This window comes from Microbacterium psychrotolerans (genome assembly GCF_031085295.1).
In the GTDB taxonomy this organism is placed as follows: domain Bacteria; phylum Actinomycetota; class Actinomycetes; order Actinomycetales; family Microbacteriaceae; genus Microbacterium; species Microbacterium psychrotolerans.
In genome coordinates this window covers 143,189-156,406 of record NZ_JAVFWO010000005.1, presented here as the reverse complement: position 1 = coordinate 156,406, position 13,218 = coordinate 143,189, and the positions used below count along the sequence as shown (strand labels likewise).

Annotated in this window: 11 protein-coding genes and 1 tRNA gene; 4 read left to right on the top strand and 8 right to left on the bottom strand. The window is 70.8% G+C overall.

Annotated elements, in window-relative coordinates; genetic code table 11:
• Nucleotides 1-19 precede the first annotated feature (19 nt).
• From secE to Q9R08_RS16565, 3 genes are all read right to left on the bottom strand, one after another.
• Nucleotides 20-292, bottom strand: coding sequence for a preprotein translocase subunit SecE (gene secE, locus Q9R08_RS16575; protein ID WP_308869461.1), 273 nt, complete (start codon nt 290-292; stop codon nt 20-22).
• Nucleotides 293-373: 81 nt separating this feature from the next.
• Nucleotides 374-446, bottom strand: a tRNA-Trp gene (locus Q9R08_RS16570).
• Nucleotides 447-620: 174 nt separating this feature from the next.
• Nucleotides 621-1,058 (bottom strand): pyridoxamine 5'-phosphate oxidase family protein, encoded by a 438-nt coding sequence (locus Q9R08_RS16565; protein ID WP_308869248.1) that lies wholly within the window; start codon nt 1,056-1,058, stop codon nt 621-623.
• Between the two features lie 63 nt (nt 1,059-1,121).
• Between Q9R08_RS16565 and Q9R08_RS16560 the strand changes: the two genes are divergently transcribed.
• Entirely contained in the window at nt 1,122-1,745 is a 624-nt protein-coding gene (locus Q9R08_RS16560; RefSeq protein WP_308869247.1) for a tetratricopeptide repeat protein, read from the top strand.
• 3 nt (nt 1,746-1,748) lie between these two features.
• On the opposite strand, the gene Q9R08_RS16555 is transcribed toward Q9R08_RS16560, so the two are convergent.
• From Q9R08_RS16555 to gabT, 5 genes are all read right to left on the bottom strand, one after another.
• A complete protein-coding gene (locus Q9R08_RS16555; RefSeq protein ID WP_308869246.1) occupies nt 1,749-3,110 on the bottom strand; it encodes an NAD-dependent succinate-semialdehyde dehydrogenase in 1,362 nt (453 codons plus the stop codon).
• Between the two features lie 40 nt (nt 3,111-3,150).
• A complete protein-coding gene (locus Q9R08_RS16550; protein ID WP_308869245.1) occupies nt 3,151-4,722 on the bottom strand; it encodes an APC family permease in 1,572 nt (523 codons plus the stop codon).
• Nucleotides 4,723-4,727: 5 nt separating this feature from the next.
• Entirely contained in the window at nt 4,728-5,603 is an 876-nt protein-coding gene (locus Q9R08_RS16545) for a universal stress protein (protein ID WP_308869244.1), read from the bottom strand.
• A complete protein-coding gene (locus Q9R08_RS16540) occupies nt 5,600-6,961 on the bottom strand; it encodes a flavin monoamine oxidase family protein (protein ID WP_308869243.1) in 1,362 nt (453 codons plus the stop codon). The genes Q9R08_RS16545 and Q9R08_RS16540 overlap by 4 nt, the downstream gene beginning before the upstream one ends.
• A gap of 124 nt (nt 6,962-7,085) precedes the next feature.
• Entirely contained in the window at nt 7,086-8,447 is a 1,362-nt protein-coding gene (gene gabT / locus Q9R08_RS16535; protein WP_308869242.1) for a 4-aminobutyrate--2-oxoglutarate transaminase, read from the bottom strand.
• Between the two features lie 93 nt (nt 8,448-8,540).
• Between gabT and Q9R08_RS16530 the strand changes: the two genes are divergently transcribed.
• From Q9R08_RS16530 to Q9R08_RS16520, 3 genes are all read left to right on the top strand, one after another.
• Nucleotides 8,541-10,070 (top strand): PucR family transcriptional regulator, encoded by a 1,530-nt coding sequence (locus Q9R08_RS16530; protein ID WP_308869241.1) that lies wholly within the window; start codon nt 8,541-8,543, stop codon nt 10,068-10,070.
• 131 nt (nt 10,071-10,201) lie between these two features.
• Complete coding sequence (locus Q9R08_RS16525) at nt 10,202-11,593, top strand: NAD(P)/FAD-dependent oxidoreductase (protein ID WP_308869240.1); 1,392 nt, start codon at nt 10,202-10,204, stop codon at nt 11,591-11,593.
• A gap of 318 nt (nt 11,594-11,911) precedes the next feature.
• The gene (locus Q9R08_RS16520) at nt 11,912-13,210 is read left to right on the top strand and encodes a sugar ABC transporter substrate-binding protein (RefSeq protein WP_308869239.1); all 1,299 of its coding nucleotides are present in this window, start codon (nt 11,912-11,914) and stop codon (nt 13,208-13,210) included.
• The last annotated feature ends 8 nt before the right edge of the window (nt 13,211-13,218 follow it).

The following is a 13,218-nucleotide window of genomic DNA, read 5'->3' as shown; positions in this document are numbered from 1 at the left end:
AAGCCGGAGCGCTCGGGGATCAGGCGCCGGGCACTCCGAAGACGTACGACGTGATCCACACGAACAGCACGTCCAGGCCGTAGACGAGCGCCATCATGACGACGACGAAGCCGAGCACCACCGCCGTGTACTTCAGCAGCTCCTGGCGCGTCGGGGTGACGACCTTGCGGAGCTCGGCGAAGACCTGACGAATGAACAGGGCGATGCGAGCGAAGACGTTGAGCTTCTTCTCGCGGGGTGCGGCCGTTCCCTCAGCGGGGACGACTTCGCCCTTCGGCTCGTCCTGAACCATCGATGCCACCTGATTACCTTCCGTGAGCCGACACGGGTCGACCACACTTTGTTATCAACGCAGGGTGTGTGCGCTGACGCGCAGGGCGGACAGGAATCGAACCTGCAACCTGCGGTTTTGGAGACCGCTGCTCTGCCAATTGAGCTACCGCCCTAGAGACCCGGAGGTCCCGCGAAACCCGCACTCTTCCCCTCTCACCGCGGTTCGAGGATCCGCACCCGACAACGGGCACGGCGAAAGAATGCAGACTTCAACTGCACGTTCCAGTGTACGGCATGCCCGCGGACGCCGCGAACCGAGAGGGCCTTCGCCGGGGCGATCCCACGGTTCAGTACTGCTGCACGCCGTAGCGATCCGGCTCACCGGATCGTTCGAACGCCCGGCCCGACAGCGAGGTCGGTTCGACGCGCACGTAGGTGTACTTGAGGGTCGGGATCCAGGGCCGCAGGCCCAGGCCGTCCGCGCGCTCGACCTCGGCGGAGCTGTCCAGCGGATGGGCCCGGCCGCGGAGGATCACGCTCCACGCGTCGGTGTCGGTGTGGTCGTCGACCTCGAAGAGCACTTCGTCGTTCACGGTCAGCTCGAAGAGCTTGCTGCCCTGCGCCGTGCGGAACAGCACGCTCTCGCCGTCGACGACGTAGTTCACGGGAAAGATGTCGAGCACGTCGCCCACATGCGTCACGAGGCGGCCGAGCTCCTGCCCGCGCAGGCGCTCCCAGCACTGCTCATCGGAGAGGGCGACGACGGGGTCCGATGTCTCTGCCATCTCTCCATCCTCCCGCTCCCGACCCGTCGGCGACACCCTGGACGACGCACTAGCATTCCCGGCATGACCCTTGCGCAGCGCCGCCTGGATGAGCTGTGGGACTTCTCCGACCCCGCCGCTTCCGAAGCTCGCCTGCGGGACTCGGTCGAGCAGGAGACGGATGCCGCCGCCCGGGCCGAGCTGCAGACCCAGGTGGCCCGCGCGCTGGGCCTGCAGGAGCGCTTCGACGAGGCTGACGCGGTCCTCGACGCCGTGACCATCGAGGACGCCGCCGTCGCGGCGCGTGCCGCCCTCGAGCGCGGCCGGCTGCGCAACTCGGCAGGCGATGTGGAAGGGGCGGCGCCGTACTTCCTCGCCGCGGTGGACGCGGCATCCGGTGCGGGCCTCACGTTCCTGCAGGTCGACGCACTGCACATGCTGGCGATCGTCGACGCCGAACAGGCCGAGGCCTGGACGGACGCGGCCCTCGCCGCGCTCGACGGCTGCGACGACCCGCGCACGCTCCACTGGCGGGTGTCGCTGCACAACAACGCGGGCTGGCGCCTGTTCGACGCCGGGCGGGTCGCCGAGGCCGTCACATCTTTCGAGACGGCCCGGGATGCCGCGGCCCACTGGGGCACGCCGCAACAGGTGCAGTGGGCCGACGAGGCCCTCGCCGAGGCGCGCGAGGCGCTCGGCGAGGGCTGAGCGTCAGGCGCCGACGCGGATCAGCTTCTTGTTGACGAACTCGTCGGCGGCGAGGAGGCCCATCTCGCGCGAGGTGCCGGAGCGCTTCACGCCGCCGAACGGCAGGCCCGGCTCGTCGGCGAGCACGACGTTGACGTAGACCATGCCGGCGTCGATCTTGTCGGCGACGCGCTTGGCCTGCTCCTCGTCCGTGGTGAAGACGTACGAGCCGAGGCCGTAGCTCGTGTCGTTCGCGAGCGCGACGGCGGCGTCCTCGTCGGCGACCTTGTAGACGACGCCGACGGGGCCGAAGAACTCCTCGCGGTAGGCGTCCATGTCGCTGGTGACGTCTGCGAGGACCGTGCCCGGGTAGAACGCGCCGTCGCGGGTGCCGCCGGTCACGAGGGTCGCCCCCTGGGCGACGGCCTTGTCGACCTGCTCGGCCAGCCGCTCCGCCGCGGTGAGCGACGACAGCGGGCCGAGGACGGTGTCGTCCTGGAACGGGTCGCCCACCTTTGCGGCGCTCATCGCGGCCGTGAACTTCTCGAGGAACGCGTCGTACAGGCCGTCCACCACGATGAAGCGCTTGGCCGCGTTGCACGACTGACCGGTGTTGTCGAGGCGCGCGGCGACGGCGGCCTCGACCGTGGCGTCGAGGTCGTCGGTCGACAGCAGGATGAACGGGTCCGACCCGCCGAGCTCGAGCGCGACCTTCTTGAGGTTGCGCCCCGCGATCTCGGCGACGGCAGCACCGGCGCGCTCCGAGCCGGTGACCGACACTCCCTGCACGCGACGGTCGGCGATGACGGTGGCCGCCTGCTCGTTGGTCGCGTAGATGTTCGTGTACACGCCCTCGAGCCCGGCGTCCGCATAGATCGTTGCGATGGCGGCGGCCGACTCGGGGCACTGCGGCGCGTGCTTCAGGAGGATCGTGTTGCCCACCACGATGTTGGGCGCGGCGAAGCGCGCGACCTGGTAGTACGGGAAGTTCCACGGCATGATGCCCAGCAGCACGCCGAGGGGCGTGCGGCGGATGACCGCGGTGCCCTCGCCGTCGATGTCGATGGGCTGGTCGCCGGTGATCTTCTCCGCGTGGTCGGCGTAGTACTCGGTGATGTCGGCGGCGAAGTCCACCTCTCCGAGCGCCGCTTCCAGGGGCTTGCCCATCTCGCGCACGATGATCGCGGCGAGATCGTCGCGGCGCTCGCGGTGCAGCTCGGCGACCTTGCGGATGCGGGCCGCACGTTCGGCGACCGGCTGATCCCGCCAGGTTCGGTAGGCGGCATCCGCCCCTGCGATCGCGGCCTCGAGGGCCTCGTCGGTGATGGTCGGATACGTGGCCAGGGTCTCCCCCGTGGCCGGGTTCACGACGGCGTAGTCGGTCATGCTTCCTCTCCGATCGGATGGATTGGGGACAGTCTGCCCGTCAGCGACGGGCGCGTCGAAGGCTTTCGGGTGCGTCGATACCGAGTGTCTCACCGCGGAAGAACGCCGGACGCTTGATCGCCTGCCAGATCATGATCACGACACCCACCAGGATGACGGTGACCCCGAGCACGAACACCAGGCCGAGGCCGAAGATGCTCGATCCGCTGCCGTACGCCGGGTCCATCGAGTCGACGAGCGTCGTGACGAACAGGACGGCGAGGATGGCACCGCCCACGAGCGGGAACAGGAAGGTGAAGAAGAAGCTGCGCACGGAGTCGAACCACTGCTTGCGGAAGTACCAGACGCACGCGAACGCGGTGAGGCCGTAGTAGAAGCAGATCATCATGCCGAGCGACAGGATGGTGTCGGTGAGCACGTTCTCGCTCACCACGCGCATGACGGCGTAGAACACCGACGCGACGATCGCGGAGACCACGGTGGCGTAGCCCGGGGTGAAGAAGCGCGGGCTGACGCGCGCGAACTTCTGAGGCAGCGCCCCGTAGTGACCCATCGCGAGGAGCGTCCGCGCGGGGCCGACGGCGGTCGACTGCAGCGAGGCGGCGGAGCTCGACAGGACCGCGAGCGACACGAGGAACGCGAGCGGGCCGAGGATCGGGTCGGAGAGGGCGAAGAACACGTTCGCCGAGATGTCCTCGTTCGCCAGTCCCAGCGCACCTGTGCCGACGCCGGCGAACATGATCAGGCCGATCGACAGCAGGAGGTACAGCGACACCACGATGACGACCGTGAGCATCGCGGCGCGACCGGGGGTCTTCGCCGGATTCTTGGTCTCCTCGTTCATCGTGAGGACGACGTCCCAGCCCCAGAAGATGAAGATCGACAGCGACAGTCCGGCGGCGAACGCGCTGAACGTCGGCACCTCGAACGGATTGAACCACGACCACGAGAACGCGGTCGGATCGGGCGCATCGCCCGACACCGCCTTGATGATCGCGACGACGGCGAACAGCACCAGCACCACGACCTGGAAGCTCACCAGGATGTACTGGAACTTCTGGGTGGTCTGCATGTCGCGGTAGGAGATCAGCGTCGCGCCCAGCATGAACAGCAGGCACACTGCGACGTTGATGAAGGGGTTGAACGCGAGCTCGGCGATGTCGGGATTGCCGGTCAGCTGCGAGATCAGCAGGAAGAGGAACTCCACCGCGATGCCCGCGAGGTTGGACAGCACGATCACCGTGGCGGCGATGAGGCCCCACCCCGTCATCCAGCCGATCCAGGGTCCGAACGCCCGCACGCCCCAGGTGAACGAGGTACCCGAGTCGGGCATCGCGCGGTTGAGCTCGCGGTAGCCGAAGGCCGTCAGCAGCATCGGGATGAACCCCACGAGGATGATGGCGGGCACCTGCGTGCCGACGACCGCGACCGTGGGCCCGAGCGACGCGGTGAGCGTGTAGGCCGGGGCGATGGTCGAGACGCCGATGACGACGGCTCCCAGCACGCCGACCGCGCCGGCGCTGAGCCCCTTCTTGGTCAGTTCGCCGGCGTGTGCGCCGGAGGACGGTGCCAGCGGCGTCGTGGCGCTGCCGGAGTGCTGTGGAGCGCTCATGCGCGTCAGCCTTCCTGGCCGCGCGTGCGGGGCACGACGACCATCGGTACGGGAAGCTCGTGCAGCATCTTCGCCGCGGTCGAGCCGAGGAACAGGCGCCGTGGCTGCGCGAGCCGGCTGGAGCCGACCACCGCGAGCTCTCCGGGCTGCCAGGCGAGTTGGGCGACCGCGTCTTCGATGCTGTCCCCACGCGCCACGACGACGTCGGCCTCGACGCCCTCGGGCAGGACATCCAGCGCCTTGCCGAGCACGTCGTCGGCGTGCGCGGCACCCGCGATGCGGATGACGCCGGTGTCGACGGTGGCCGGAAGGTCCACCGACACCAGCGAGAGCAGCCGCAGTCCGGTGCCGGTGGCGACGGCGAGGGCGACGCTCTCCTCGAGCAGCGCACTGGCCCCCGGACGCGTGCCGATCGCCGCGGTGATGCGGCTCACGCCGGTCACCTCCAGATGGCGCGATCCCTCGGGCGCGAGCACCACGGGAACATCGGACGAGTGCAGCAGCTCGTTCGCCACGGTGCCGAGGCGGTGGCGTCCGCGCAGCCCGCCGTTCGCGGCGCCGACGACGATGTGGGATGCCGCGAGCTCGTGTGCTGCGGCGATGAGGCCCGCGGCGAACGAGTCGCCGAAGCGCACGTGCGCGGCATGGCCCACGGCTGCCGGGATCGAGGCGGAGGCCTCCGCGAGCCACGCCTCGGCCTGCGTCACGAGGTAGCGGTCGTAACCGGCGTCGGGCGGCGTGATGACGCTGCGGTCCTCGCCGGGGAGCACCAGCACGAGGTCGAGCGGCGCCTTCATGGCGGCGGCCAGTCGTGTGCCGACCGCGACCGCGTCGGCTCCGGCATCCGTCGCCGTGTAGCCGACGACGATCCGCGCACTCATCGGTGGGCTGCTTCGACGATGTTGGCGGCGACGAGCCGTCCCATGCGGATCGCGCCGTCGACATGCTGGTAGCCGGCGCCGGCCATGTCGCTGCACGCGAAGTGGATCGGGCCGACCGGCGTGCGCAGGTCGGCGCCGTACCGGGCGAGACCGCCGAGGTCGAAGCTGGCGGCGTAGGCGCCGCGGGTCCACTCCTCGGCGCCCCAGTCGCTCTCGAAGTACACGAGCGGGGTCTTCGCCTCGGGGCCGTAGTAGTGCGACAGCGACTCGAGGATGCGCTCCTTGCGCTCCTCTGCCGACACACGGAAGAGGTCGTCGGCGTTGCGGTCCGAGACGAAGCCCACGAGGGTGCCGCGCTCATCGCCGTGGTTGGTGTTGTCGTAGGCCTCGTGCGAGATCTCGTACGGGCTGAACGCCGTACCCGACAGACCCTGCTCACGCCAGAACGGCCGGTCGTAGACCGCGTGCACCTTGATGACGAAGCCCATCGAGATGTGCTGGTGCATCTGCTGCTTCAGGCGCGGCAGCGCCGGCTGGAACTCGATCCACGGATACAGGATCGGCGCGTGCGCCAGGATGACGAAGCGCGCGCGCACCTGGAGGCCGTTGTCGGTGACGACGCGGACGCCGTCGTCGCCCCAGTGCACTTCGGTGACCGGCTGCCCGAGGACGACGTCATCGCCCAGCCGTTCGGCGAGGAGCAGCGGGACCTGCTGCAGGCCGCCCACGACGCGCTCGTCGAGGATGAAGTCGGCGTCGACGAGATGCGAGAAGCTGCCGGCGCTGGCGGCCATGAGGAGCGCCTGCAGCGCGGAGAACGCGTAGGCGGGCTTGGTGAGCATGGCGCCGGCGATGAAGAGCGCGATGTTGTCGCGCGCCTCCTGGTCCTGGGTCTGGTCCTCGAGCCACGCCTGGAACGAGATGCGGTCCAGCTCCTCGGCGTCGGGGTGCTCCCAGGGCTTGTCGGGGTCGATCTGCGCGACGAGCCCGTCGAGCACCTCGATCAGGCGGACGATCTCCTTCTCGGTCTCGGGCGCCACGGGGAAGATCTCGCCGGTGAACCGGGTGAGTTCGCCATCCTTGCCGATGTAGACCGACTCGCCTTCGCGGTAGCGGCTGTAGGTCTCCAGGCCGAGCTCGGCGAGGGTCTCCTTGAGGGCGTCCTGATCCGGCGACACCCACTGGCCGCCGATCTCGAGCATGGCGCCGTCGACGACATCCGTCCACAGGCGCCCGCCGACGCGGTCGCGTGCCTCGAGCACGACGACCGAGAGCCCCGCCTTCTTCAGCTCGTTGGCGGCGGTCGTGCCGGCGGCGCCGGCGCCGACGATGACGACGTCGCGGGTCAGCTCGGTCATTCGGACTCCTTCGTCAGGGCGCGCACGCTCGCGCGCCTCGCGTGTTGTTTTCGGTATCCCGCGGCGGCCGATCTGGCCGCCGCGGGATCGATCCGAGGATCAGAGGTTCAGGCGGATCGGAGGATCAGGATGCCGCGAGCGCTGCCGCGACGACGTCCAGGCCCTCGTGGAGCAGGTCGTCGGTGATCGACAGCGGCGGCAGGAAACGGATCACGTTCCCGTAGGTGCCGCAGGTGAGCACGATGACGCCCTGTGCGATGGACGCCTTCGCGACCGCGGCGGTGAGCGCGGCATCCGGCTCTCCCGTCGCGGGGTCCACGAACTCGGCCGCGATCATCGCGCCGTGGCCGCGCACGTCGCCGACGCGCGGATCCGCCGCCTGCAGCTGCTGCAGGCGGCCCTTGAGGATCGTCTCGATCTCGCGGGCGCGCTGGAGCATCCCGTCGTTCTCGAACACGTCGATCGCGGCGAGCGCGGCGGCGCACGCGATCGGGTTGCCGCCGTACGTGCCGCCGAGGCCGCCCGCGTGCGAGGCGTCCATGATCTCGGCGCGCCCGGTCACGGCTGCCAGGGGCAGTCCCCCCGCGATGCCCTTGGCGGTCGTGATGAGGTCGGGCACGATGCCGAACACCTCGCTCGCGAACATCTCGCCCGTGCGTGCGAAGCCCGTCTGGATCTCATCGGCGATGAACACCACGTCGTTGGCGCGGCACCACTCGACGAGCGCCGGCAGGTAGCCGTCGGCGGGGACGATGAAGCCGCCCTCTCCCTGGATCGGCTCGATGATCACGGCGGCGAGGTTGTCGGCGCCGACCTGCTTCTCGATGATCGAGATGGCCTTCCTGGCGGCCTCCGGGCCGGTCAGCCCGTCGCGGTAGGGGTACGACAGCGGCGCGCGGTAGATCTCGGACGCGAACGGCCCGAACCCGCTCTTGTACGGCATCGACTTCGCGGTCAGTGCCATGGTCAGGTTGGTGCGGCCGTGGTAGCCGTGGTCGAACGCGACGACGGCCTGCTTGCCGGTGTACTTTCGGGCGATCTTGACGGCGTTCTCCACCGCCTCGGCACCCGAGTTGAACAGGGCGCTCTTCTTGGCGTGATCGCCGGGGGTGATGCGGTTGAGCGCTTCGGCGACCGACACGTACGAGTCGTACGGCGCGATCATGAAGCAGGTGTGCGTGAACTGCGCGACCTGCGCCTGCACCGCCGCGACGACCTTGGGGTGCGCGTTGCCGATCGTGGTGACTGCGATACCCGAGCCGAGGTCGATCAGCGAGTTGCCGTCGGCGTCGACGATGACTCCCCCGCCGGCGGCGACGGCGTGCACCGGCGCGGTATGGCCGACGCCCGCGGCGACGGCATCGGCCTTGCGGTCGATCAGCTCCTGCGAGCGAGGACCGGGGATGCTGGTGACCAGGCGGCGCTCCTGCGGAAGGGTCGGGCCGCCGAGGGGCGTTTCTGTGACGATGTCGGCTGCGCTGCTCATGGTGGGGAGCGTATGTCGCTCCGCGGAGCGCTCGCACCCTCCCCGCTGTACATTCTGTCCGCCTCGCTGTACCAGTCGTACACTCGGAGCATCATGGATGCCGACGCCCCCACCCTCCGCGCTCTCCTTGCGCGGCGCGATCTGCGGCTCTCGCTCGCCGGCGAAGATCTGGAGCCGAGCGCCCTCGACAAGGCGATCCGCTGGGTGCACAGCTCCGACCTCGCCGATCCCACCCCCTTCCTCTCCGAGGGGCTCGTGCTGCTCACCACCGGCACCCAGTTCCCGAACGGCGACGAGGCGTCCGACATCTACCGCGCGTACGTCCATCGCCTCGCGGCCCGGGGCGTCGTGGGACTGGGGTTCGGCACCGAGGTCGTGCGCGCCGGCATCCCTCCCGCCCTCGTAGAAGCGTGCCGCGACGAGCGGATGCCGCTGTTCGAGGTGCCCTATCGCACGCCGTTCATCGCGGTGGCCCGCGCCAACGCCGAGGCGATCGCCGCCGAGGCGTACGCCCGTCGCAGCTGGGCGCTGGCCGCGCAGCGGGCGATCGCGCTCGCGGCGCTCCGCCCCGACGGGCTCGGCGCCACGGTGGCCGAGCTCGCCAAGCAGCTCGACACCTGGGTGGGCATGTTCGATGCGGCCGGCGAGCTGTCGCGCGAGCACCCCGCCGGCGCCGTGGACGCCGAGACGGCCGCCGCCCTGCAGCGCGAGGTGACGGGCGTCCTCCACCGCGGTGCCCGCGCCGGGTCCTCGCTGCACATCGGCGACACGCCCTTCACGCTGCAGACTCTCGGCCGCGGTGGCCACCTGCGCGGAGTGATCGCGATCGCCGCCGGCGACCTCGACCAGGAGGGACGCGTGGTCGTCACCGCGGTGATCGCGATGGCCGGCCTGGCGCTCGAGCAGCAGCAGGGGCTGGGCCGCGCGCGCTCGGCGCTGCGCGCCGGCCTGGTGCAGTCCCTCCTGAGCGGCGACCCCGGACTCGCCCGCCGCACCTCCCGCGAGCTCTGGGGCCCGCTTCCGTCGGCACCGGTGGTGGTGGCGGTGACGGATGCCGCTGCCGCCCGCGTCGACGGCATCGCCGAGCTGCTCGAGCTGTGGGCCGATGAGAGGCGCGGTGCGCTGTTCTTCGGGCGCGGTGACGATGGTCTCGTGCTCGTCGTGCCGGCGGACGATCCGTCGAGCATCCACGAGCTCGTGGACCGCTTCGATGTGCGCGTCGGCCTGTCCGACCCCGCGGGCTACGACGCGTTCGCCGCGGCAGTGGGGCAGGCGCGCGTCGCGCGCGATCGCGGCGCGGCAGCGGTGACCGCGTTCGCCGAGGTATCCCGCGCGGGCGTGTTGTCGGCGCTCACCGACGACGCGCGGGCGCTCGCCCGCGCCGAGCTGGCGCCGCTGTACGACCACGACTCCGCGCAGGGCACGCACCTCATCGACACGCTGCAGGTCTGGCTCGACGCCGACTGCTCGCACGAGGCGACCGCACAGTCGCTCGGCGTGCACCGGCACACCGTGCGGACCCGGCTCGGGCTCATCGAGCGCGTCCTCGGCCGCGACCTGGCATCGTTCGCGACCCGCGCCGAGCTGTGGGCGGCGCTTCGCGCCCTCGACGGCGCCGGCTGAGCGCTCCGTCTCACCGGCGCGGGGAGCAGCCCCGCAAAAGAGGACGACCCGGTCGCTGAGCGAGCGAAGTGAGACGAAGCGTCCGGTGCCCACCGCACACGCCTCCGACGCGCTCAGGGCAGGATGGGCGCATGACCGAGCACGTTGTGCCCAACGGCGACGTGTCGTGGTGGTGGCGCAGCCTCGGTGGCACACCCGCCGCCCGCGCTCCCCTGCCGGGCGACCTGGACGCCGACGTCGCCATCGTGGGTGCCGGCTACACCGGCCTGTGGACCGCGTACTACCTCAAGCGCGAGCAGCCGGACCTGCGGGTGGTCGTGCTCGAGCAGCGGTTCGCCGGCTTCGGCGCATCCGGCCGAAACGGCGGGTGGCTCACGAACACCGTCACCGGCGGCCGCGAGCGCTACGCCGAGACGCATGGCCGCGAGGCGGCGATCGCACAGCAGCGGGCGCTCAACGCGACGGTCGACGAGGTCATCGCCGTCGCGGCTCGCGAGGGCATCGACGCCGACATCGTCAAGGGCGGCGAGTTCGGCGTCGCGCGCACACCGGCGCAGCTGGCGCGCCTTCGGGCGAGCGCGGCGGACGAGCAGTCGTGGCCCCACACCGACGTGGAGGTGTGGGATGCCGGTGCGGCGGCATCCCGTATCCGGATCGCCGGCGCGCTCGGCGCCGTCTGGCACCCGCACTGCGCGCGCATCCACCCGGCGAAGCTGGTGCGCGGTCTCGCCGGAGCTGTCGAGCGGCTGGGCGTGACGATCTACGAGCAGACCCACGTGCGCGAGATCTCCGCGCGGCGGGCGGTCACCGACCGCGGCACGGTCCGGGCCACCCATGTGCTGCGCGCGACCGAGGGCTTCACGGCCGATCTCCGCGGCGATCACCGCACCTGGCTGCCCATGAACTCGTCGATGATCGTGACCGACCCCCTTCCGGCGCAGTTCTGGGGCGCCGTCGGCTGGGACGGGCGCGACACGCTCGGCGACTTCGCGCACGTGTACATGTACGCGCAGCGCACCGCCGACGACCGCATCGCCTTCGGCGGACGCGGTGTGCCCTACCGGTACGGGTCGCGCGTCGACACCGACGGGGCGACGCAGGAGCGCACGATCCGCTCGCTGACACGCCTGCTGCACGACTTCTTCCCGGATGCCGCCTCCCTCCCGATCGCCCACGCCTGGGCGGGGGTGCTCGGGGTGCCGCGCGACTGGGCCGCGACCGTCGTCCACGACCGCGCCACCGGCCTCGGCTGGGCGGGCGGCTACGTCGGCACCGGCGTGACGGCCACCAACCTGGCCGGCCGCACGCTCGCCGACCTGGTGCTCGGTCGCGACACCGAGCTCACCCGGCTGCCCTGGGTCGGGCACCGCGCGAGGCGCTGGGAGATCGAGCCCCTCCGCTGGACGGCCGTCAACGCGATCTACACCGCGTACCGGATGGCCGACCGGTTCGAGGCATCCGGCTCCTCCGGCCGCACCGCCTGGCCGGCGCACGTCGCGGACGTCGTGGCCGGCCGCCACTGACGACCTTCGCACCCCGGCGGCCTCGCGCCGGACGAGCACGCCCCGAGCTCCCGCCGCACGCCGTGACACCCGGCCTTCGCCGGCTCGGCGACCCGCCGCGGAATGACGGCTAGCACTCCGCGCGCGTGGGCGCCAGATCGTTCCCTGCGGCGCCCCGCGGCGGCATCCTTCCCTCGATGAGGCGTTTCTCATTCGCCAATACCTTTCATGTGTCAGGTTTTTGGCGTACATTCGAGACCACGGCGCCAGCGGGCGCCGACACACAGCCGAGGCAGGGCCGCCACGGAGGCGGCGACGACCGATGGAGGCGTCAGACCGATGACACGAATCACACGCAGGACATCCCGCCTGGCACTCGCCGGCGCGGTCGCGCTGGTGGGGGCGCTCGTCCTCGCCGGCTGCGGGCGCAGCGACGCGCCGACGGACGGCGACGACGGAGGAGGCGGCGAGTCGATCGACGACTCCCCCGCGTCGGGCACCGTCGAGGTGTGGGCGATGGGCAACGAGGGCGAAGTGCTCGACGAGCTCGCCGCCCAGTTCGAGGAGGAGAACCCCGACGTCACGATCGAGGTCACCGCCGTGCCGTGGGAGAGCGCGCACGACCGCATCGCCACGGCGATCGCGGGCGGCGAGACTCCCGACGTCACGATGCTCGGCACGACCTGGGTCGGCGAGTTCGCCGCGACCGGGGCCTTCGAGCCCACCCCCGAGGGTCTGGTCGACGAGTCGTCGTTCTTCGAGGGCTCGTGGAACACCGCGGTCGTCGACGAGGTCGCGTACGGCGTTCCGTGGTACGTCGACACCCGTGTGCTGTACTACCGCACCGACCTGGCCGAGCAGGCGGGCCTGGAGCCGCCGGCGACGTGGGAGGAGTACACCGCGTTCACGCGGGGCCTGCAGGAAGCCGGCGCCCAGTGGGGCGTCTCACTGCCCCCGGGCGGATTCGACTCGTGGCAGTACGTGACCCCGCTCGCGTGGCAGCAGGGCGGCGACATCCTCAACGAGGACGGAACCGAGTTCACCTTCGACACACCGGAGTGGGAGGAGGCCTTCGCCTTCTATACCAGCTTCTTCGAGGAAGGCATCGCCGAGCCGCGTCGCCTCGAGGGCGGAGAGATCGAGGCGGCCTTCATCAACGGCGACGTCGGCGCGTTCTACAGCGGCCCGTTCCACGTCAGCCTGCTGCTCGAGCAGGGCGGCGAGGAGTTCGCCGACAAGTTCGGAGTGGCGATGGTGCCGGGCGCCGACAGCCGCACGAGCTTCACCGGCGGCGGGAACCTCGCCGTGTTCGAGGACACCGAGAACCGCGACGCCTCGTGGAAGTTCGTCCGGTGGCTGAGCCAGCCCGAGACGCAGATCGAGTGGTACGACATCTCGACCGACCTTCCCAGCGTGCAGTCGGCGTGGGACGACCCCACGTTCGCCGAGGACCCGTACCTGAGCGTGTTCGGCGACCAGCTGCAGGACTCGAAGGCGCCGCCGGCGATCCCGACGTGGGCGCAGGTGTCGGCCGTGATCGACCAGGAGCTCGAGAAGGCCACGCGCGGCGACACCACGCCCGCGGACGCGATCGCGGCGATCCAGGAACAGGCGTCGTCGATCGGCACCGGCCAGTAGGGCATCCC

What these genes read in the sequence shown, in the direction of transcription:
- Q9R08_RS16520 (WP_308869239.1), top strand. Translation starts at nt 11,912, where the DNA reads ATGACACGAATCACACGCAGGACATCCCGCCTGGCACTCGCCGGCGCG.
- secE (WP_308869461.1), bottom strand. Translation starts at nt 292, where the DNA reads ATGGTTCAGGACGAGCCGAAGGGCGAAGTCGTCCCCGCTGAGGGAACG.
- Q9R08_RS16555 (WP_308869246.1), bottom strand. Translation starts at nt 3,110, where the DNA reads ATGACCGACTACGCCGTCGTGAACCCGGCCACGGGGGAGACCCTGGCC.
- Q9R08_RS16530 (WP_308869241.1), top strand. Translation starts at nt 8,541, where the DNA reads ATGGATGCCGACGCCCCCACCCTCCGCGCTCTCCTTGCGCGGCGCGAT.
- gabT (WP_308869242.1), bottom strand. Translation starts at nt 8,447, where the DNA reads ATGAGCAGCGCAGCCGACATCGTCACAGAAACGCCCCTCGGCGGCCCG.
- Q9R08_RS16545 (WP_308869244.1), bottom strand. Translation starts at nt 5,603, where the DNA reads ATGAGTGCGCGGATCGTCGTCGGCTACACGGCGACGGATGCCGGAGCC.
- Q9R08_RS16560 (WP_308869247.1), top strand. Translation starts at nt 1,122, where the DNA reads ATGACCCTTGCGCAGCGCCGCCTGGATGAGCTGTGGGACTTCTCCGAC.
- Q9R08_RS16565 (WP_308869248.1), bottom strand. Translation starts at nt 1,058, where the DNA reads ATGGCAGAGACATCGGACCCCGTCGTCGCCCTCTCCGATGAGCAGTGC.
- Q9R08_RS16525 (WP_308869240.1), top strand. Translation starts at nt 10,202, where the DNA reads ATGACCGAGCACGTTGTGCCCAACGGCGACGTGTCGTGGTGGTGGCGC.
- Q9R08_RS16550 (WP_308869245.1), bottom strand. Translation starts at nt 4,722, where the DNA reads ATGAGCGCTCCACAGCACTCCGGCAGCGCCACGACGCCGCTGGCACCG.
- Q9R08_RS16540 (WP_308869243.1), bottom strand. Translation starts at nt 6,961, where the DNA reads ATGACCGAGCTGACCCGCGACGTCGTCATCGTCGGCGCCGGCGCCGCC.